Annotated in this window: 19 protein-coding genes; 9 read left to right on the forward strand and 10 right to left on the reverse strand. The window is 69.4% G+C overall.

The window, feature by feature from the left end; translation table 11 throughout:
- Positions 1–564: 564 nt before the first annotated feature.
- From ABZW11_RS05810 to ABZW11_RS05825, 4 genes are all read left to right on the forward strand, one after another.
- Positions 565–867: a LysM peptidoglycan-binding domain-containing protein gene (locus ABZW11_RS05810; RefSeq protein WP_355413055.1), complete on the forward strand. Its 303-nt coding sequence runs from the start codon at positions 565–567 to the stop codon at positions 865–867.
- 619 nt (positions 868–1,486) lie between these two features.
- Positions 1,487–1,942, forward strand: a complete 456-nt coding sequence (nrdR, locus tag ABZW11_RS05815) for a transcriptional regulator NrdR (protein ID WP_043614619.1) — start codon at positions 1,487–1,489, stop codon at positions 1,940–1,942.
- Positions 1,939–4,779 (forward strand): vitamin B12-dependent ribonucleotide reductase, encoded by a 2,841-nt coding sequence (locus ABZW11_RS05820; protein WP_355413057.1) that lies wholly within the window; start codon positions 1,939–1,941, stop codon positions 4,777–4,779. The genes nrdR and ABZW11_RS05820 overlap by 4 nt, the downstream gene beginning before the upstream one ends.
- A gap of 303 nt (positions 4,780–5,082) precedes the next feature.
- The gene (locus tag ABZW11_RS05825; protein ID WP_355413059.1) at positions 5,083–5,499 is read left to right on the forward strand and encodes a prevent-host-death protein; all 417 of its coding nucleotides are present in this window, start codon (positions 5,083–5,085) and stop codon (positions 5,497–5,499) included.
- A 547-nt stretch (positions 5,500–6,046) separates the two neighbouring features.
- On the opposite strand, the gene ABZW11_RS05830 is transcribed toward ABZW11_RS05825, so the two are convergent.
- The 3 genes from ABZW11_RS05830 to ABZW11_RS05840 all read right to left on the reverse strand — a co-directional run bounded on the left by ABZW11_RS05830 (position 6,047) and on the right by ABZW11_RS05840 (position 7,991).
- Complete coding sequence (locus tag ABZW11_RS05830; RefSeq protein ID WP_355413061.1) at positions 6,047–6,883, reverse strand: glycerophosphodiester phosphodiesterase family protein; 837 nt, start codon at positions 6,881–6,883, stop codon at positions 6,047–6,049.
- Between the two features lie 209 nt (positions 6,884–7,092).
- Positions 7,093–7,560 carry a TIGR03618 family F420-dependent PPOX class oxidoreductase gene (locus tag ABZW11_RS05835; RefSeq protein WP_355413063.1) on the reverse strand — a complete coding sequence of 156 codons (468 nt, stop codon included), beginning with the start codon at positions 7,558–7,560 and terminating at the stop codon, positions 7,093–7,095.
- Between the two features lie 32 nt (positions 7,561–7,592).
- The gene (locus ABZW11_RS05840) at positions 7,593–7,991 is read right to left on the reverse strand and encodes an ester cyclase (protein ID WP_355413065.1); all 399 of its coding nucleotides are present in this window, start codon (positions 7,989–7,991) and stop codon (positions 7,593–7,595) included.
- Positions 7,992–8,028: 37 nt separating this feature from the next.
- Here ABZW11_RS05840 and ABZW11_RS05845 point away from each other — a divergent pair, with 37 nt between their 5' ends.
- Positions 8,029–9,240, forward strand: coding sequence for an amidohydrolase (locus ABZW11_RS05845; protein ID WP_355413067.1), 1,212 nt, complete (start codon positions 8,029–8,031; stop codon positions 9,238–9,240).
- A 59-nt stretch (positions 9,241–9,299) separates the two neighbouring features.
- Positions 9,300–10,385: a PrsW family intramembrane metalloprotease gene (locus tag ABZW11_RS05850; RefSeq protein WP_355413069.1), complete on the forward strand. Its 1,086-nt coding sequence runs from the start codon at positions 9,300–9,302 to the stop codon at positions 10,383–10,385.
- Between the two features lie 3 nt (positions 10,386–10,388).
- Here ABZW11_RS05850 and ABZW11_RS05855 read toward each other — a convergent pair whose 3' ends face one another.
- Positions 10,389–11,735, reverse strand: coding sequence for an MFS transporter (locus ABZW11_RS05855; RefSeq protein WP_355413071.1), 1,347 nt, complete (start codon positions 11,733–11,735; stop codon positions 10,389–10,391).
- A 45-nt stretch (positions 11,736–11,780) separates the two neighbouring features.
- On the opposite strand from ABZW11_RS05855, the gene ABZW11_RS05860 reads away from it, so the two are divergent.
- Together ABZW11_RS05860 and ABZW11_RS05865 are read left to right on the forward strand one after the other, a co-directional pair.
- Complete coding sequence (locus ABZW11_RS05860; RefSeq protein ID WP_355413073.1) at positions 11,781–12,368, forward strand: helix-turn-helix domain-containing protein; 588 nt, start codon at positions 11,781–11,783, stop codon at positions 12,366–12,368.
- Positions 12,337–12,957, forward strand: a complete 621-nt coding sequence (locus tag ABZW11_RS05865) for a pyridoxamine 5'-phosphate oxidase family protein (RefSeq protein WP_355413075.1) — start codon at positions 12,337–12,339, stop codon at positions 12,955–12,957. Before ABZW11_RS05860 ends, ABZW11_RS05865 begins: the two co-directional genes overlap by 32 nt.
- A 43-nt stretch (positions 12,958–13,000) precedes the next feature.
- On the opposite strand, the gene ABZW11_RS05870 is transcribed toward ABZW11_RS05865, so the two are convergent.
- Together ABZW11_RS05870 and ABZW11_RS05875 are read right to left on the reverse strand one after the other, a co-directional pair.
- Entirely contained in the window at positions 13,001–13,171 is a 171-nt protein-coding gene (locus tag ABZW11_RS05870) for a hypothetical protein (RefSeq protein ID WP_355413077.1), read from the reverse strand.
- Positions 13,172–13,607: 436 nt separating this feature from the next.
- Positions 13,608–14,057: a hypothetical protein gene (locus ABZW11_RS05875; RefSeq protein WP_355413079.1), complete on the reverse strand. Its 450-nt coding sequence runs from the start codon at positions 14,055–14,057 to the stop codon at positions 13,608–13,610.
- Between the two features lie 184 nt (positions 14,058–14,241).
- Here ABZW11_RS05875 and ABZW11_RS05880 point away from each other — a divergent pair, with 184 nt between their 5' ends.
- Positions 14,242–14,493: a hypothetical protein gene (locus tag ABZW11_RS05880; RefSeq protein WP_355413081.1), complete on the forward strand. Its 252-nt coding sequence runs from the start codon at positions 14,242–14,244 to the stop codon at positions 14,491–14,493.
- A gap of 57 nt (positions 14,494–14,550) precedes the next feature.
- Here the strand turns inward: ABZW11_RS05880 and ABZW11_RS05885 are convergent, their stop codons facing one another.
- The 4 genes from ABZW11_RS05885 to ABZW11_RS05900 are packed head-to-tail and all read right to left on the reverse strand — an operon-like array spanning position 14,551 to position 20,194.
- The gene (locus tag ABZW11_RS05885) at positions 14,551–16,248 is read right to left on the reverse strand and encodes an ABC transporter family substrate-binding protein (protein WP_355413083.1); all 1,698 of its coding nucleotides are present in this window, start codon (positions 16,246–16,248) and stop codon (positions 14,551–14,553) included.
- A gap of 30 nt (positions 16,249–16,278) precedes the next feature.
- The gene (locus ABZW11_RS05890; protein ID WP_355413085.1) at positions 16,279–18,303 is read right to left on the reverse strand and encodes an ABC transporter ATP-binding protein; all 2,025 of its coding nucleotides are present in this window, start codon (positions 18,301–18,303) and stop codon (positions 16,279–16,281) included.
- Positions 18,300–19,211: an ABC transporter permease gene (locus ABZW11_RS05895; RefSeq protein ID WP_355413087.1), complete on the reverse strand. Its 912-nt coding sequence runs from the start codon at positions 19,209–19,211 to the stop codon at positions 18,300–18,302. Before ABZW11_RS05895 ends, ABZW11_RS05890 begins: the two co-directional genes overlap by 4 nt.
- Positions 19,208–20,194: an ABC transporter permease gene (locus ABZW11_RS05900; protein ID WP_355413089.1), complete on the reverse strand. Its 987-nt coding sequence runs from the start codon at positions 20,192–20,194 to the stop codon at positions 19,208–19,210. Before ABZW11_RS05900 ends, ABZW11_RS05895 begins: the two co-directional genes overlap by 4 nt.
- Positions 20,195–20,294 lie beyond the last annotated feature (100 nt).

Here is a 20,294-nt window from a genome sequence, read left to right on the forward strand (position 1 = left end):
GAGGCGAATGCCCCCGCGCCGGGCGGGAGCGCCGGAACCGGGCGACGTCCTGTGGGGATCGCCCCGGAACGCGGCGGCGCGTTCCCGCAGGGCCGCACCGGAGGTCCCGCACGGCGAGGGGAGCGCACGGCCACGGGGGAGAAGACCCCCGGGCGAAAGAAGTCCGCAGGCCGGGAGAAAGGAAGCGGCCGGGGGAAAGGAAGCGGGCGGGAGAAGGCGGTCAAGCGTAAGAAGGCGCTAGAGCGCGGGATCACCGCAGCGCGGGCGGGCATGGCCGGACGGGACAGCGCGCCCGGACGGGACAGCGCGCCCGGGCGGCCACGCTTGCCGGGGCGGCCGAATCCGGCCGGGCGGCGAAGTGCGGCCGGTCGCGGAAGCGAAGTTGGGCGGGGGAGTGCGGTCGGGCGCGGAAACGGAGTGGGGCGGGGGAGTGCGGCTCGGGCGGGGAGTGTGGTTCGGGCGGGGAGTGTCGGGCGGCGGGAGCGGGTCGGTGTGCCTGGGCTGGGGAGGGCCGGGGCGCGGCGGCAGGCGGCTCCTGTGCGGTTGACGCGGCGCGGACGGATCGTGGCGGTCGTCGCGATGGCGCTGCTGTCGCTGGGCGGCTTCTGGCTCGGCACTCGGGCGGTCGGTCATGCGGAGGTGCGGGTCGTGGTGGCCGGTCACGCCGGGCTGCCGTGGGTCGAGGTGCGCCAGGGGGACACGTTGTGGAAGATCGCTGATGCTCTTGCGGAGGGCGAGGACCCTGCCGCCCTGGTAGAGGAGATCAAGCAGCTCAACGGCCTGCCCGACTCCCTCATTCGGCCCGGCAACCGCCTGTACGTACCGGGGGAGCAGTTCCTGGACCGACACGGCGACGTCGTTCCCTGATGATCCCAGAACAGGAGGGCTTGCCTGGGTGATGGGTGGGCAGGGCTGGCTGGCTTCCTGGTGACGCGGCGAGGCAGCCCCGGTTGCCGGGCAGGTGGGCATGGGGTGCGTGGGCTCTCTCGGGAGGGATGGAAGTGCAGGTGGGCGGGGTTGTACGAGGTGCCGTTCCGGGTGGGCGGTGATGCGCGAGTGGTTCTCGCGTTGGAGGCCGGTGGCGAGGGACGCCTTCGCTGAGGGGTGTTACGGGGGATCAAGGCGGTGGATGCGAGTGCTGGGTTTGTCCGCTGGGAGCGGTGTGAGAGTTGTTCACATGCGACCGCTCGAGTAACCGATGTGACGTCTCTACCTGCGTAAAGATCACCACCGGTGGACCGACACGCCCGGGGCGGATGAGGCGAGGGTGCTGATCAGCGACTTCGGCGGGAAGGAGTGGCTCAACTTGCGTTCATGGTCGCGCGCTTCTACGGTTAGACCACAACATCTAGTAGTTACACCGATGTAGTTCACCACACCTTGTGTTTCCGTGACCGCTCCATGGGTTCCCGTGGAGCGTGCGTCAGCGTCCCGTCAGGGCGGTTTCTGCGGTGTGTGGTGGCCGCAGGTCTTGGAGGCGAAAAGCGTGCACTGTCCGTTCTGTCGCCACCCTGACACCAGGGTCATCGACAGTCGCTCGACGGACGACGGTGCGGCCATCCGGCGTCGCAGGACCTGTCCCGAGTGCGGGCGCAGGTTCACCACGCAGGAGACCGTACTGCTCATGGTGAGCAAGCGCAGCGGAGTGACCGAGCCGTTCTCACGTGACAAGGTCGTCGCGGGCGTGCGGCGGGCCTGTCAGGGCAGGCCGGTCAGCGAGGATTCGCTGGCGCAGCTGGGGCAGCGGGTGGAAGAGGCCATCAGGGCGAAGGGCGCGGCCGAGATCCCGTCCAACGAAGTGGGCCTGGCCATCCTGGGGCCGCTGCGGGAGCTGGACGAGGTGGCGTACCTGCGGTTCGCATCGGTATATCGCGGTTTCGAGAGCCTGGCGGACTTCGAGGCCGAGATCAAACAGTTGAAGGCGGAGAAGGGGGAGTCATGACGGAGACGGCCAGCGGTTCAGTGGCGCGCGGGGGCAAGCGTCCGCGTAAGGGCCTGAAGATGAAGCGGATCTTCACCACGCCCGGTGTGCACCCGTATGACGAGATTCAGTGGGAGCGCCGCGACGTCGTCATGACGAACTGGCGCGACGGGTCGATCAACTTTGAGCAGCGGGGTGTCGAGTTCCCCGACTTCTGGTCGGTCAACGCGGCGAACATCGTGACGACCAAATACTTCCGGGGCGCCGTGGGCACGCCGCAGCGTGAGTGGAGCCTGAAGCAGCTCATCGACCGGGTCGTCGGCGTCTACACGAAGACGGGCATCGAGCACGGCTATTTCGCCAGCGACGAGGACGCCGAGATCTTCGACCACGAGTTGAAGCACGCGCTGGCGCACCAGGTGTTCGCGTTCAACTCGCCGGTGTGGTTCAACGTGGGCACGCAGTCGCCGCAGCAGGTGAGCGCCTGTTTCATCCTCTCCGTGGACGACACGATGGAGTCGATCCTGGAGTGGTACAAGGAAGAGGGCGTGATCTTCAAGGGCGGCTCAGGGTCGGGGGTCAACCTGTCCCGCATCCGTTCCTCCAAGGAGCTGCTGTCGAGCGGCGGCACGGCCAGCGGGCCGGTCTCGTTCATGCGCGGCGCCGACGCCTCGGCGGGGACGATCAAGTCCGGCGGCGCCACCCGCCGGGCCGCCAAGATGGTCGTGCTCGACGTCGACCACCCCGACATCGAGGAGTTCATCGAGACGAAGGCGCGCGAGGAGGACAAGATCCGCGCGCTGCGTGACGCCGGGTTCGACATGGACCTGGGCGGCAAGGACATCGTCTCCGTGCAGTACCAGAACGCCAACAACTCCGTCCGCGTCTCCGACGAGTTCATGCGCGCGGTGGAGAAGGGCGGCGACTTCGGGCTGCGGGCCCGCCTGACCGGCGAGGTCATCGAGAAGGTCGACGCCAAGGACCTCTTCCGCAAGATGGCCAAGGCCGCCTGGGAGTGCGCCGACCCCGGCCTGCAGTACGACGACACGATCAACGACTGGCACACCACCCCCGAGACGGGCCGCATCACCGCCAGCAACCCCTGCAGCGAGTACGTCCACCTCGACAACTCCTCCTGCAACCTGGCCAGCATCAACCTGCTGAAGTTCCTGAAGGACGACAACTCCTTCAACGTCGCCGACTTCGTCAAGCTGACCGAGCTGATCATCACCGCGATGGACATCTCCATCGTCTTCGCCGACTTCCCGACGGAGAAGATCGGCGAGACGACGCGGGCCTACCGGCAGCTCGGCATCGGTTACGCCAACCTCGGGGCGCTGCTGATGGCGACCGGCCACGCGTACGACTCCGACGGCGGCCGGGCCGTGGCGGGGGCGATCACGTCCCTGATGACCGGTGTCTCCTACCGGCGCAGCGCGGAGCTGGCGGGGGTCGTGGGCCCGTACGACGGATACGCCCGCAACGCCGAGCCGCACAAGCGGGTCATGCGCAAGCACGCGGCGGCCAACGACGACCTGCGCACGGTCGGCACGATGGACGCGAAGATCCACGCCGAGGCGTCCCGCCAGTGGTCGGAGTGCCTGAAGCTGGGCGAGAAGAACGGCTACCGCAACGCCCAGGCCAGCCTGCTCGCGCCCACCGGCACGATCGGCCTCATGATGGACTGCGACACCACCGGCATCGAGCCCGACCTGGCGCTGGTCAAGTTCAAGAAGCTCGTCGGCGGCGGCTCCATGCAGATCGTCAACCAGACGATCCCGCGGGCGCTCAAGCAGCTCGGCTACCAGCAGGAGCAGATCGAGGCCATCGTCGAGTACATCGCCGAGCACGGCCACGTCGTCGACGCCCCCGGCCTGCGCCAGGAGCACTACGAGGTGTTCGACTGCGCGATGGGCGAGCGGGCGATCGCGCCCATGGGCCACGTCCGCATGATGGCGGCCACGCAGCCGTTCCTGTCCGGCGCCATCTCCAAGACGGTCAACCTGCCCGAGTCGGCCACGATCGACGACATCGAGCAGGTCTACCTCGAGGGCTGGCGGCTCGGGCTCAAGGCCCTGGCCGTCTACCGCGACAACTGCAAGGTCGGCCAGCCGCTGTCGGCCGGCGACGGCGCGAAGAAGCAGGAGCAGAAGGCCGAGCAGGCGGCGGAGCCCGAGGTCAAGGTCGTCGAGGTCAACCGGCCGACCCGGCGGCGCATGCCCAACCAGCGGCCCAGCATGACCACCCGGTTCACGGTGGGTGGCGCGAAGGGCTACATGACCGCCTCGTCCTACCCGGACGACGGGCTCGGCGAGGTCTTCCTCAAGATGTCCAAGCAGGGCTCGACGCTGGCGGGCGTCATGGACGCCTTCTCGGTGGCGATCTCCATCGGGCTCCAGTACGGCGTGCCGCTGGAGACGTACATGAGCAAGTTCGTCAACATGCGGTTCGAGCCGGCCGGGATGACCGACGACCCCGACATCCGCATGGCCACCTCGGTGATGGACTACATCTTCCGCCGGCTGGCCCTCGACCACCTGCCCTACGAGGAGCGGGCGGCGCTGGGCATCTTCTCGGCGGCCGAGCGGGCGGCGCAGCAGCGCGGCGAGGACCCGGCGGCGCTGCAGGAGACGGTCGACCGCGAGGCGCTGGCCCAGTCGGCCCCGATCGAGTCGGCCGCCGCCGCTCAGCCGAAGGCGGAGGAGGAGCTGCCGGTCGTCAGGCAGGAGCTGACGCTGGAGAGCCACCAGCGCTTCACCGCCGACGCGCCGCTCTGCATGACCTGCGGCACGAAGATGCGCCCCGCGGGCAGCTGCTACGTCTGCGAGGGCTGCGGCTCGACCAGCGGCTGCAGCTGAAAACAGGCCAAGTTGGAGCGGCTACGACATTCGGCGTTGCGCGCCTGACGAGATGGTGCTGGTCAAGAGGGGCGGCGAGGTATGTTGCCTTGCCGCCCCTGGACCTCCCGGCCCAGCCGGGCCGGGGAGTTGGCAGTCAGGAGCGACAACGTTGCTTGAGATGCTCCGCAGTGGAAGGCGACCCGGATGCCCCAGCGGAGCGCACTGCAAGCTCCGAAGAAGTGATCTCGCCAAGTACATCAAGTACTTGATGTACTTGGCTTGAGGTGGCATCATGAAGTGAGTCTTTCTGAAGGGGCCGCCATGGCAGCCGTTCACTTCGACAGCTATACCGAAGCTCGTACGCATCTCAAGGCGCTGCTGGACGCGGCGGAGCGGGGGCGCGTGGCCACAGTGCGGCGTGAGTCAGCTGTGACGGCCCTCGTGGACGTCGATAGGCTGCGCCACTACCTTGCCAAGGTCATCCCTTCTCATGCGCAGGTGATCTCAGAGGCGGGTGGTTGGTCGGTTTTCATCCCAGGGCTACCTGTTTCCGCGGACGGTGCGACCTTTGATCAGGCTGTTGCGGAGATGATCGAAGGGCTACGTGAGTACGCCGAGGACTGGCAGGACCACCTGCTCGACGTTCCCAATCACCGTGAGAACTGGGGGGTCGTGCAGTTGATCAGCCTCAGTGATGACACTCAGCTGCGCGAATGGCTGGTGGGGGCTGCACGGTGAGCTGGCCACAGCCCACTCGTGATCATCACGATTCCTTTTGTCGGATTGAGGGCTGGCGTCAGGTACGGAACGCCCGAGGTGGAACGGGCACCCACCACGTCACCTATGAGCTGGATCTTCCTGATGGCAGGATCTTGAGGACTCGGATCTCTCATCCGGTCGATCGCAGCACCTATGGTCCAGGTATCTGGAGCCACATACTCCGTGATCAGCTTCAGGTGGATGAGGCGCCGTTCTGGGGATGCGTTCAGAATGGCGTGAAACCCGATCGAGGAGTGCCCGAACTGCCCTCGGAGGCGTTGCCCGCCGATCTTGTCTTCATGTTGATCTCAAGGGTGGGTCTCGACGAGATGGCCGTCGCGGCGATGAGCAAGGACGAGGCCATCGCCAGACTGCAGAAGTACTGGATAGACGGCACCTGACTCGAGGGGATGCCGCACCCTCCAGATCAGTGCACTGCCCGGGGATCACAGCGCTGCACCAGCAGGTCGGAGCGGGGAGCCGGGAGGATTCCGGTTCCCCGCTCCTGTTTGTCGCCGTGCGGCTCTCAGGAGTCGAGTACGTCGCGCAGGACGTCGGGTTTGTTGCTGATGATGCCGTCCACCTGGTACGTCAGCATGCGCCGCATCGTGTCGGGGTCGTCCACCGTCCAGGTGAGGACGTCCATGCCGAGCCGGTGGACGCGGCGCACATAAGCGGCCGTGAGCTCCCCGTACGGCGGGTTGATCTGGTCGGCGAACGAGGCCAGCCCCCGCAGCTCACTCGTCGAAGGCGTGCCCAGCAGCCCGATCGGCACCTGCGGCAGCAGCCGCTCGAACCGGCGCATCGAGTCCCAGTCGAACGACTGCACGACCAGCCGCCCGCGAGCCAGCCACCAGGAGTGGCGGCGCAGCTCGGCGGCGATGCGGGCCTCGATGCCGGGATAGAGGTGCGGCGACTTGACCTCGAGCAGCAGCCCGATGCCCGCGCCGCGCATCTCCTCCAGCGCCTCGGCCAGCGTGGGCACGGGCTCGCCGGTGTACTCGCCGGACAGCCAGGAGCCGGCGTCGAGCTCGCGGATCTGGGCGAGGGTGAGGTCGCCGACGTTCCAGGGGGACAGGCCGGGGAAGCGGCGTTCTGCGTCGGTGGTGCGGGTCAGGGTGGTGTCGTGCATCAGGACCAGGTGGTGGTCCTTGGTCTCCTGGACGTCCACCTCGAACATGTCGGCGCCCTGGTCGGCGGCGAGGTGGAGGGCGGAGACGGTGTTCTCCGGCGCGTACGCCGACGCGCCCCGGTGGGCGACGGCCGTGACCGTCGCGGCGAAGGCGGCGCTCGCGGGAGCGGCGGGCGCGAGGAGGGTGAGGGGCAGGGAGGTGATGGTCAGGACGGCGAGCCGATGGAACATGAGTCTCCTCTGGTGGGAAGAGATGACGACTCGACGGTGACAAGGCCTTGTGACGGCGAGTTGAGGGCAGGGTAACCCGGCGGTGCCGCGCAGATGAGCAGAACGCGCGACACCGGTTCACTGCCTGGAAAGATCGGCGAGCCCCAAATGCGCACGTCAGGCGATATGTCGGCAAAGGCAGCCGGCCTGCGGGAGGGACGCGGGCGGGGTCAGCCGGTGGGGAGCGTCGTTCCGTAGAGGCGGTTCACCCGAAGCCTGATCACCAGGCGCTGGTCGGTCACCATCTGCTTCAGGAACGCCTCCTCGTCCCCGGGCTTCTGCGGACCCATGGCCAGCAGTTCCCTGCCCACCTCGTCGCCGGGTTCGCTGCTCACCGGTGACAGCTCCGCCTGCCCCTCGGCGACCACGAAGGCCATGAAGTCGTCGCTGGCGACGTAGAGGGCGCAGCGCGGGTCATTGCTGAGCTGGCGCACCTTGAGCCGGCCGGCGACGGTGGAGATGCGCGCGACGCGCTGCTCCGGGTCCCAGTGGTAGAGGACGGTGGACAAGTGGGGGTGACCGCTGCTCTTGGTGGTGGCCAGCGCGCCGAAGCGCTGTGAGGCCAGCAGGCCGGAGAGCTGCTCGTCCTGCAGGGAGCGAGGCGCGGGCCCGGCACCGGGACCGTAGGTTTCCGACATGCACCAAACCAATGGCTAGATAATGGGAAATATCACCCTATACCGAGCTGTCGGCCGAACGTCTGGACGTCGGAGATCACCCAGTATTCGGCGAACCTCCCGGAACGCGCCCGCAGAATGTCGTGCCCGCTGAAGGCGATCCTGGCGCCCGAAGGAGCCGTCGCCCCGGGCAGCCCGCCCCGATACGTTCCGGCGAACGTCCACCGCGCCGACACCAGATCACCGTCCACGATCGGCCCCACCTCGAGCGTGACGTCCACGTCCGCGAACGGCTCGTGCGCCTGCCGCAGCGCCTCGGCCAGCCCGGCGGGCCCCGAGACGTCCATCCCCGGCCAGTGCCCGGTGAAGTCGGCGGTGACCAGCTCGTCGGCCAGCCCGAAGTCGCCCTTCCACAGCTCCAGCAGCCATCGTCGGTAAAGGTCAGTCAGCATTGAGGCCACCTACCCGTCGAGCTGTAAGTTACAACGCATGAATCTCGCCATCACCAGTGGATACGTTGTGCCCGTCGACGGCGACCCCATCGACGGAGGAACCGTCCTCATCCAGGACGGCAAGATCACCGCGGTCGGCCGCGACGTCAGCATCCCGGAAGGCACCGAGGTCGTGGACGCCGCGGGCCGCTGGGTGCTGCCCGGCTTCGTGGAGGCCCACGGCCACCTGGGCGTGTACGAGGAGGCCGAGGGCTGGGCCGGCCAGGACACCAACGAGATGACCGACCCCAACGGCGCCCGCCTGCGCGCGCTCGACGCCATCAACCCGGCCGACCTGGCCTTCGGCGACGCGCTGTCCGGCGGCGTGACCACCGCCGTGATCAAGCCCGGCTCCGGCAACCCGATCGGCGGCCAGACCGTCGCGATCAAGTGCTGGGGCAGGTCGGTGGACGAGATGCTGGTCAAGGAGCCGGTGAGCGTCAAGAGCGCGCTCGGCGAGAACCCCAAGCGCGTCTACGGCGACCAGAAGAAGCTGCCCTCCACCCGCCAGGGCGTTGCGGCGGTGATCCGCGACGCGTTCATGAAGGCCCAGGACTACAAGGCGAGGAAGGCCGCGGCGGCGGACGAGGGCAAGCCGTTCGACCGCGACGGCACGCTGGAGACCCTCGTACGCGTGCTCGACGGCGAGCTGCCCTGGTGCCAGCACACCCACCGCGCCGACGACATCGCCACCGCGCTCCGGCTGGCCGACGAGTTCGGCTACCGGCTGGTGATCAACCACGGCACCGAGGGCCACCTGCTGGCCGACACCCTGGCCGAGCGCAACGTGCCGGTCATCATGGGCCCGCTGTTCACCTCCAGGTCGAAGGTGGAGCTGCGGCAGCGCTCGCTGCGCAACCCCGGCATCCTCGACCGGGCCGGCGTGGAGGTGGCGATCACCACCGACCACCCCGTCGTGCCCATCCACTTCCTCGTCCACCAGGCCACGCTGGCCGTCAAGGAGGGCCTCGACAGGAACGCCGCGCTGCGCTCGATCACCGTCAACCCGGCCCGCATCATGGGCCTCGACGACCGGGTGGGCGCGCTGCGGCCGGGGCTCGACGGCGACGTCGTGATCTGGTCCGGTGACCCGCTCGACGTGATGAGCCGCGCGCTGCGGGTTTTCATCTCGGGCCGGGACGTGTATTCGTACACAGACGGTAAGGCCGTGGTGGCGGATCCTTATTACCGGGAAACGAGCGACCGTTAAGCGTGCGTGACGGCCGGGGCGCATAGCCGGTCGTGGAGACGGGAAGAGAGGGCACCACCATGACTGCACCGCTGCTCGCCCAACGCCCCAGCAAGGCCCTGCTGATCGGGCTCGTCGCCTCCGGCCTCATCGCGCTGATCGTCCTCGCCCTGATGCTGTACGCGGGCGGCCCCGTCGGGTTCGCCCTGTCCGCGCTGCTGGGCCTCGCACCCCTTCCCGTGCTGCTGGCCGCCGTGCTCTCGCTGGACAGGCTCGAGCCCGAGCCGAAGCTCAACCTCGCCTTCGCCTTCGCCTGGGGCGCGGGGGTGGCGATCGTGGCGGGCATCGCGCTGACCCTCGCCGGTCAGGAGCTGGTCAGCAGGGCCGGCTATGCCGCCGCAACCGTCAAGGACGTCGGCTCCGTCGTGCTGGCGCCGGTGATCGAGGAGGCGCTCAAGGGCTCGGCCCTGCTGCTGCTCCTGCGCAGGCGCGCCGAGATCGACGGGCTGACCGACGGCATCGTGTACGCCTCCATGACCGGCCTCGGCTTCGCCACCGTCGAGAACGTCGGCTACTACCTGCTGGCCTTCGGCGAGGACGGCCCCGGCGCCGTGGTCCAGCTCTTCGTGATGCGCGGCCTGATCGACCCGCTCGGCCACCCGATCTACACCTCGATGATCGGGCTCGGCATCGCGTACGCGCTCACCCGCGGCACCCCGGGCAGGTACGCCGCCATCCCGCTCGGCTACCTGGGCGCGGTCGTCCTGCACGGCCTGTGGAACGGCGCCGCGGCGACGGGCTCGCTGAACGTGCTCGGCGGCGCCTACCTGGTGATCATGGTGGCGCTGATCGCGCTGATCGTGGTGACCGTGAACGAGCGCCGCCACCTCATCGCCAGGATGGCCCACTACCTGCCCGCGTACCGGCAGACGGGGCTGATCAGCGACGCCGACCTGCGCATGCTCACCACGCTGTCCACGCGCAAGACGGCCCGCAGGTGGGCCAGGGGAGTGGGTCTCGGCAGGGCCATGAGCGACTACCAGCACGCGGCGACCGAGCTGACCATGCTGCACGTGCGGGCCGAGCGCAAGCCCATGGATCCGGCGCGGTTCACGGCAGAGCGTGACGCGTACCTGGCGGCGATGGCGAGGTCGCGCCGCTGGTGAGGGTCAGGCCCTGACGAGCAGCGTGGCCGCCGCGGTGAGCCCGGTCAGCGCGATGGCGGCGGCCACCGAGATCAGCGTCCCCTGCGACAGGCCGGCGGCGCCGATCGTGGCCGCGATCCCGGCCGCGCCCAGGGACGAGCCGATGTACCTGGCGGTGTTGTTGGCCCCCGAGCCCATGCTGACCCGGTGGGCGGGCACGCTCTCGATCGCCAGGTGGGTGATGGAGGAGTTGATCAGGCCGGAGCCGGTGCCGCTCACCGCCAGCCCGGCGATGACCAGCGGCAACGACAGCGTGGCGGCCAGGCTCAGCAGCCCGATGTAGCCGGCCGCGCTGAGCCCGAGGCCGAATGCCAGGCGGGCGGCGGCACTCAGGCGTACGTGCCGCGACAGCAGCGACGTCACGAACGACAGCCCCGACCAGACCGCGAACAGCAGCGCCGTGTCCAGCGCGGTCAGCCCGTGCGCCTCCTGCAGCACGGTCGGCAGGTAGCTGAGCAGCCCGACCACCGCCGCCCCCACGACGGTCGCCCCGCCCGTCGCGACGAGGAACAACGGCCGCCTGAACAGCTCCAGATCCAGCAGCGGCTCAGGACGGCGCCGCTCGACCGCGACGAAGGCCGCGATCAGCACCACGGCCGCGGCGAACGCCCACACCACGACCGGCCGCGACCAGCCGGTCCGGCCCTCGGTGACGCCCGCGACCAGCGCCGCCACGCCGAGGGTGAGCAGCACCACCCCGGGCACGTCGAAGCGGCGCGGCACCGCCGCCCGCGACTCGTCCAGCGTCCTCGCCGACACCACGGTCAGGGCCAGCGCGCCGGCCGCCATCAGCCAGTAGGCCGCCCGCCAGCTCGTCGCCGTCGCGACCAGGCCGGACAGCAGCGGGCCCGCGGTCGTCCCGAGGCCGATCATGGCGCCGTAGCGGCCGGTCGCGCGCACCCGCTCCGACCCCGCCGGGTACGCGTGCCCCACGATGCCCAGGCTGGCGGCCAGCACGGCCGCGCTCGCCCCGCCCTGCACGAGCCTGGCCAGGACGAACACCGCCACGCTGGGGCTCACGGCGGCCAGCACGCTCGCGGCGGCGAGCACCCCGCCGCCCGCCACGAGCACCCGCCTGCGCCCGTGGTCGTCGGCGAGCCCACCGGCGACCAGCAGCAGCGACGACAGCCCGAGCGCGATCGAGCCGAGGATCCACACCGGCCCGGTCGGCCCGGCGCCCAGCGACCGCGCGGTCTGCGGCAGCGTCGCCATCGGCAGCGAGAAGTTCGTCATGACGAGGAACGGCGCCGTCGATGCCACGGGCAGCGTCCATCGCCGCAGGAGGACCATCGGTTCGGTCACTGAACTCATGTCGGGCACGCTAGCACGGTTCGGTGAATGAACTAACATGGGGCCATGGCGCTCGGGAAGAACTACGAAGGTCAGAACTGCTCGCTGGCCAGTGCCCTCGAGGTGATCGGCGAGCGGTGGACGCTGCTCATCGTCCGCGACGCCCTCTACGGCGTGCGGCGCTTCGGAGACTTCCAGGCCCATCTCGACATCCCCAAGGCGGTGCTGTCGCAGCGGATGACCACGCTGGTCGCCGCGGGCATCCTCGAACGCCGCCGCTACCAGGACTCGCCGCCGCGCGACGAGTACGTCCTGACGTCCAGGGGTCGCGAGCTGTGGGTGCCCGTGCTGGCTCTGGCCGCCTGGGGCGAGCGGCACCTGGCCGAGCGCGGCCCGCGCCGGCTGTTCCACCACGTGACCTGCGGCACCCGCCTCGACCAGGTCTCCTTCTGCCCTTCCTGTGGCAGGAACGTCGCGCCTGAGGAGGTGGAGCTCCGCCCGGGCCCCGGACTGCGCGACGGAGTCGTACGGGATGATCCGGTCAGTCTCGCCCTCCGGACACCACACCGGATGCTCGCCCCCCTCTCTGACAAGATGGTGGAAACCCCCGAAGGGAGATCACATGACGTGGGCGGAGATCGAGTCGGAGGCTGAGCTGCGCGAGCTGCTGGGGGAGGTCATGCCGCGGGCCGCCACCAAGGACCGGCCCCGCCTGCACCCCCGCGACCGCGAATGGCTGGCGGCCTCGCCCTTCTGCCTGATCGCGACGTCCGACGACACGGGCGCCTGCGACGTCTCACCCAAGGGCGACCCGGCCGGGTTCGTGCACGTCATCGACGACACGACGATCGCGATCCCGGAGCGTCCCGGCAACCGCAGGGCGGACGGATTCCGAAATGTCCTGCAAAATCCGCATGTGGGGTTGATCTTTCTGATCCCCGGGAGGAACGAGACCCTGCGCATCAACGGGCGCGCCCGGCTCGTCCGCGAGGCCCCGTTCTTCGACGAGATGATCGTCAAGGGCCACCGCCCGCGTCTCGCGCTCGTGGTCGAGATCGAGCAGATCTTCCACCACTGCGCCAAGGCGTTCCTGCGCTCGGAGCTGTGGAAGCCGGAGACCTGGAACCCCGACGTCCTGCCGTCCAACGCGAGGATCATCAAAGAGGTGCAGACGGTGACCGAGACGGTCGAAGAGCTCGAGCGCTATTACGGGGAGTCGTACAAGCAGCGGCTGTACGGCTGAGCGTGATCAGGTCCGGGCCGAGGAGTGGCCCGGACCTCCAGGCTCAGGCGGCGGGGGTGGGCCCGCCGGGAAACCGGATGACGTTTCTGCCGGTGTAGGCGCGCAGGTCGACGACCTTGGCGTCGGCGGGCGGCTTGCGGCGGCGGTCGGCCGCCCGGATGTCGCGGATCTTGTGCCTGGCAACAGCTGGCGGCACCACCACAAGCCTCTTCATCGTGAGCCCCCCGTGATATTCCTGTTACCTATGTTATCTACAGATACCCCCGTAAGTTCGGTGTAAGGAGCAAGTCAGTAGGGAAGCCGGCGACCTGCCGGTGACCGCAGGTCGAGCTCCAGCGCCGGCCGGGGGCGCCGCTTGGCCGACTTCGTGACTTTGACGCGTTTCATGGTGTTTCCCCCTTCGGAAGCGCGTCCTTTCTCCTTTCACGACGATGCGCCGCGTGTCGCCGGCGACGTCATGACGGCCGGTTGACCTCCGCCATGCGCGCCAGCCTGATCGGGGCCGCCCGCCCGCTCGACGCATTTCTCCGAAGACGGCAGGGCGATGGTCTCGGCGAGTGATGATTCGTCTCAGGGCCGGGAGCGGATGTGTCTCACCGGCCTCCTCTTCCGGACCCTACCCCGCACCGGCCACCTCATTGGCCACCTCATCAGCCCTTGCAGTTGCCCCACGACTTTCGGCCGCCCCACGCCGTGACGCGGTTGTCCGGGTCGCGCGTCCAGCCCGCGTACCGCACGCACTTCCAGGCCCCCTGGATGTGGCCGGTCTCGGCGTAGTAGCGGTAGCGCTGCTGGTCCTCGCTGCGGCCGCCGCCCTTGACCTCGATGTAGGCGCCGGTGGTCGTACGGGTGCCGGTGAAGGCGGTCTTGATGGCGGCCACGCAGTTCTTGCCGCTGCGCTTGCTGTACATCAGGTAGACGTGGCCGAAGACGACGCCGCGCTTGGTCCTCATCGCCCGGTGGCCGTCCTTGACGCGGTGGAAGTCCTTGCCGCAGACGCGCTCGGGGGTGTACGCGGCCGAGCCGGCGTACGCGGTGGAGGGTACGGCGGCGATCCCGGCGGCGGCCAGCGCGGCCGCGATGATCGTTCGGGTGAGCACGTGGAGCCCTTCTGCGAGGTGTGCATGAGCAAGGACGATCTTTACTGTGCTCTGACCGAAATATCAAGCGAAACCCGTCATGTCAGAAAGCGTGACGAAAAGGCAGAATATGGCGGTTTCTTGGGGAAAGGGGACCACGGAACGGGGTATTCCACGGGGCGGATCGACTGACGAGGGGATCACCATGGCCGTCTGCGAGACCTGCGGAAACGACTACGACATGGCCTTCGAGGTGCGCGCGCAGGGAGTGACGCACACCTTCGACTGCTTCCAGTGCGCGATCGAGGCCATGGCGCCCATCTGCGAGCACTGCGGCACCAAGGTCATCGGGCACGGCGTGCAGTCCGGCGAGCACTGGTACTGCTGCGCGCACTGCGCCCGTCAGGAGGGCAGCCAGGGCATCGTCGACCGGGTGATGGCCGGCAGCGCCACCTGACCGAGCGAAAGAGGCCGCCGCGCCAGGAGCGGCACGGCGGCGGGCCCGCCTGCGGGCTCAGCCGGTGAAGCCGATGTCCTCGTACTGGAGGTCGAAGAAGCCGCGCGCCCCCACGTTGGCCAGCGACGCGCGCACGGCCACCAGCTGCGGGCGCTGATAGAGCGGCAGCACGTTCACCAGCGGCCAGAGCAGCTTGTCGGCCTCGTTCGTCGCCGCCCGCGCCTCGGCCGGGTCGAGCGTCTGCGCGGCCCTGCTCATGGCCTGGTCGATGGCGGGCGATCCGGTGCGGCCGAAGTTGGCGTTCCAGTTCTGGCCGTTGGTCGCGTTGGCGTAGATGCCGTAGCTGCTGGAGACCGGGAACGGCGTGCCGATGTACGCGAACGGGGTGATGTCGAAGTTGCCGGGGATGACGTACTTGGTGAAGAAGTCGTCGCTCGGCACCGCCTTGATGGAGAGCTTCACCCCGATCTGGGCGAGCATGCTCTGCGCCAGCTCACCCTCGGCCTTGCTGATCTGCACTCCCGACGGCACCACGAACCGCAGGTCGAGCGTCCTGCCCTGCTTCTGCCTGACCTGGCCGTCGAGCTTCCAGCCGGCGGTGTCGAGCAGCTGCTTGGCCTTGTCGGGGTTGTAGGCGCCGAGCGCACCCGCGTTGTCCTGGTAGCCCTCCTGGGTGTTCATGAAGAAGTGGTTGTTCAGCGGGGTGACCGGCCAGTCGAGGCCCTGCAGGTCCGACTGCGCGATGGCCTCCCTGTTGATGCCGAGCTGGAGGGCCTGGCGGACCCTGACGTCGGTGAGCAGCTGGCTGGAGCCGTTGAAGGTGAAGTGCCGGAAGTCGGGACCGGCGGCCTGGCGCACCTGGGCGCCGGTGGTGGACTTGGCCCGCGCGTAGTCGGGCGCGGACGGGCCGATGTCGATGATGTCGAGCTCGCCGTTGCCGAACGCGCTGATCAGGGAGTCCTGCTCCGAGGCGCGGAAGATGATGCGGTCGAGCTTGGCCCGCTCGCCCCACCACGCGTCGTCGCGTACCAGCGTGATCGTCTTGGCCGTCTGGTCGAACCCGCCGAACCTGAACGGCCCCGCCGTCACCGGGATCTTGTTGAGCCAGGCGGTGTTGAACGACTCCGCGTCGCGGTTGGTCGCGGCCGGCAGCAGCGGCCCGAACAGCGCCTGCCAGTCGCCGAACGGCCGCGCGAACGTCACCACCACCTCATGGTCGTCCCTGCCCCGCGCGACCTTCTCGATGTCCTGGTAGCCGGTGGAGGAGACGATGCGGTAGTCGGGGTCGCGGCCGTTCAGCGCCTGCCACTGCGCGCGGTAGTCGCTCCACGTGATCGGCTTGCCGTCGGACCACTTCGCCTTCGGGTTCAGCCGGTACGTCACCACCTGCTTGGGCTTCGTGCTCGTCACCTGCGCGTCCAGCACGTAGTCGGTCTCGGGCGAGATCTCCGCCTTCTCGTTGGACCTGAACGGCGAGGGCAGCAGCGCGTTGCTGATCACCGCGGCCATCGCGAGATTGCCGTCGACGTGGTTCCTGTTCCACTGGGTCGGGAACTCGTTGATGCCCCAGCGCAGCGTCCCGCCGTCCTTGACCTTCTCGCGCGGCTGCGGGTTGATGTCGAACGCCTTGATCGTCCGCTCGTCACCGGCGCTGTCGGTGGCCCCGGTGCCGCCGCCCTGCTCCTTGCCGCAACCGGCCGGCAGCAGCAGCGTGCCCGCCAGCAGTGCCGGCACGACACGACGTGATCGTTTCATCGAGCGATTCCCTCCCGGATCGAGCGAGGTCTAGACGACTTCGCGCCTGTCTGCGTAGTGGCAGGCCGCCCCCTGGTCCTCGCCGCCCAGCATGCGCACCTCGGGCTCGGCGTGGACGCAGAGCCGGCGCTCCGCGTCGGTCAGCTCGGCGCGGAACTTGGGGCATCGGGTGCGGAAGCGGCAGCCGGAGGGGGGACGGGCGGGGCTCGGCAGGTCGCCTTCGAGCAGGATGCGCTCGCGGGAGCGCTCGCGTACGGGGTCGGGCAGCGGGATCGCCGACAGCAGCGCCTGCGTGTACGGATGCATCGGCGTGCCGTAGACCGCCTCCACCCGCCCGATCTCGGCGATCCTGCCGAGGTACATCACCGCCACCCGGTCGGCGATGTGCCGCACGACGGCGAGGTCGTGGGCCACGAACAGGTAGGACAGTCCGAGCCTGGTGCGCAGCGAGTCGAGCAGGTTGATCACCCCGGCCTGGATCGACACGTCGAGCGCCGAGACCGGCTCGTCCAGCACCAGCAGCCGGGGCTCCAGCGCGAGCGCCCTGGCGATGCCGATGCGCTGGCGCTGACCGCCCGAGAAGTCCTGCGGGTAGCGGGCGGCGTGGGAGGGGTCGAGGCCGACGAGCGTGAGCAGCTCGCCGACCCGGCGGGCCGGCTCGGGCCTGCCGTGGGTGCGCAGCGGCTCGGCCAGGATGTCGTGCACGGTCATGCGGGGGTCGAGCGAGGCCAGCGGGTCCTGGAAGACGACCTGCATGTCGCGGCGGATCTCGGTGCGCTCGGCCCTGGTGAGGTGCGCGGTGTCGTGGCCGAGCACGACGACGGAGCCCTCCTGGGGCGCGGCCAGCTCAAGGATCTGCGTCAGCGTGGTGGTCTTGCCGCTGCCCGACTCGCCGACCAGGCCGAACGTCTCGCCCTGCCGGATGTCGAAGCTGACGCCGGCCACCGCGTGCACGGTGCCCACCCGGCGCTTGAAGACCGCGCCCTTGAGCAGCGGGTAGTCCTTGACGAGGTGGCGCACCTCCAGCACCGGCCGCTCGCCGCGCGCCCGCAGCCGCACGCCCTCCTCCGGAGCGGCGTGCCTGCCGGGCGGCCTGGGATGCACCTCCTGCCAGCGGATGCAGGCCGCCCGATGGCCCTCGCCGACGTCGTACAGCGGCGGCTCGGCGGCGTCGCACTCGTCGATGCGCATCGGGCAGCGCGGCGCGAAAGGGCAGCCGGGCGGCAGCTCGGCGGGCGAGGGCGGGTTGCCCTCGATGGGCGTCAGCGGCTGCCTGGCGCCGGTGTCGACGCGCGGGATCGAGCCGAGCAGCCCCACCGTGTACGGCATCCGCGTCCGGTAGAAGACGTCGTCCACGCCGCCCACCTCGACGGGCCGGCCGGCGTACATGACGAGCACCCGGTCGGCGAACCCGGCCACCACCCCCAGGTCGTGGGTGATCATGATGATCGCGGCGCCGGTCTTGGCCTGGGCCCGCTTGAGCACCTCCAGCACCTGCGCCTGCACGGTGACGTCGAGCGCTGTGGTCGGCTCGTCGCAGATGATCACGTCGGGGTCGTTGGCGATGGCCATCGCGATCACCACGCGCTGCCGCATGCCGCCGGAGAACTCGTGCGGGAAGGCCAGCGCCCGCTCCGAGGGGTGCGGGATGCCGACGAGGTCGAGCAGCTCGACGGCCTTGACCAGCGCGCTCTCCTTGCTGACCCGCTGGTGCACGCGGACGGCCTCGGCGATCTGGTCGCCCACCCGGTAGACCGGGGTGAGCGCGGACAGCGGGTCCTGGAAGACCATCGACATGGTCTTGCCGCGGAAGGCGTTGAGCGCGCGGTCGGGGGCGCCGATCAGCTCGCGGCCGTGCAGGCGCACGGAGCCGGTGACCCGGGCTCGGGGCGGCAGCAGGCCCATCACCGCGGCGCAGGTCAGCGACTTGCCGGAGCCCGACTCGCCGACGATGCCGAGCACCTCGCCAGGACGTACGGCGTAGCTGACCCCGCGTACGGCGGGCACGCCGCCGAACGACACGGTCAGGTCGCCGACCTCCAGCACCGGTTTCATCGCGCCCCCCGGGACGAGGACGGGTCGAAGGCGTCGCGCAGCGCGTCGCCGACGAGGTTGACCGCCAGCACCGTGACCACCAGCAGCCCGGCCACGAACCAGAACGTCCACGGCGCGTAGACCGCGGTCTTGGAGCCGTCGGCGATGAGCGTGCCGAACGACACGTCGGGCGGCTGGATGCCGAACCCGAAGTACGACAGCGAGGTCTCGGTGAGGATGGCGCTGCTGACGTTGAGCGTGGCGTCCACGATGAGCAGCGAGGACAGGTTGGGGATGATGTGGCGGAAGATGATCCGCACCGGCGGCACGCCCATGTAGCGGGCGGCCTGCACGAACTCGCGCTCCTTGAGCGAGATCGACATCCCGCGCACGATCTTCGAGGTCACCATCCACAGGAACAGCGCCAGCATGATCACGAACAGCGGCCACTGGCCGGAGCCGAACAACGGCGACAGGATCGCCAGGATGAGGAACGCCGGCAGCACGAGCAGCAGGTCGGTCAGCCAGCTCAGCGCCCGGTCGGTCCAGCCGAGGAAATAGCCGGCGAACGCGCCCACGACCGCCGCCAGCGCCGTGGAGACCAGCGCCGCCAGCAGCCCCACGACCAGCGACTTCTGCATGCCGCGCAGGGTGACGGCGAAGACGTCCGAGCCCGTTTGGAGCGTTCCGAACCAGTGGCGCGCCGACGGCGGCTGCAGGAACGCGGTGAAGTCCTTGTCGGTGTAGGTCCACGGGCTGAACAGCGGGCCCACGAACGCCAGCAGGAACATCAGCGCCAGCACCGCGAACCCGACGCGCCCCTGCGTGGAGCGGAAGAACCGGCCGGCGACCACTCGCGTCCTGGACGGCGCCCTGGTCAGCGTGCCGTCGGACAGCTCTTCCGCCAGCTCCTCCTCGGACAGCGTCATCCGGCGCGCACCCTCGGATCGAGCGCGGCCTGCAGCAGGTCGGCGGCCAGCGAGGCGCACAGCACGGCGATGGCGGCCAGCAGCGAGATGGCGGCGACGGTGTTGACGTCGTTGCTGAAGATCGAGTTGATCAGCTGCTCGCCCAGACCGTGCCAGCCGAAGATCTTCTCGGTGAACGTGGCCCCGGTCAGCAGCGCGCCGAAGGTGAACGCGAAATAGGTCACCACCGGGATCATCGCCGTGCGCAGCGCGTGGCGGGTCAGCGCCTTGCGCCTGCTCAGCCCCTTGGCCCGGGCGGTGCGGACGAAGTCGGCGTCGAGCACGTCGAGCATCATGTTGCGCTGGTAGCGGCTGAACACCGCGATCAGCCCGACCGACAGCGAGATCGTCGGCAGGATCAGGTGTTGCAGCCGGTCGACCACGTGCCCCCAGAAGCCGGTGGTCAGGCCGTCGCTGTACTCGCCGCTGACCAGCAGCACCGGCCGGCCGAACAGGTCCTCGTTGGCCCACGACGCCACCAGGATCAGCATGTTGGCCAGCACGACCACGGGGATCGCCAGCACCAGGAACGACACACCGGTGGACAGCCGGTCGAACCAGCCGTACTGGCGGACCGCGGCCAGCGCGCCGGTGAGCACGCCGAGCAGGCTGCCGCACACCAGGCCCAGGATGACCAGCCGGAACGTCACGCCCATGCGGCGCTTGAGATCCTCGTTGACCGGCGAGCCCGCGACCGTCTTGCCGAAGTCGCCGCGCAGCACCCCGCCCGCCCACGTGGCGTAGCGCTGCAGCAGCGGTGTCTTGTCGTTGAGGTTGAGCGCCGTGAGCTGGGCGTCCACGACGCCGGGCGGCGGCTTGGGCGTGCGGTCGGCGTAGTTGGAGCGCGGGTCGAGCGCCATGGCCGCCAGCAGGTAGGCGAGACTGGCGGCCATGACGACGAGCACGGCGTAGTTGAGCAGCCTGCGGGCCAGGAACCCCGCCATCGCTCCCCCTCCTACGCGGCCACAGATACGACACGCCACTGAATGTGGCCCATCGTAGTCATATAGCTACACGATGTGATGGGCGCGGCGCACCTCAAGC

The organism is Nonomuraea sp. NPDC004580, from assembly GCF_040609855.1.
GTDB classification, from domain to species: domain Bacteria; phylum Actinomycetota; class Actinomycetes; order Streptosporangiales; family Streptosporangiaceae; genus Nonomuraea; species Nonomuraea salmonea.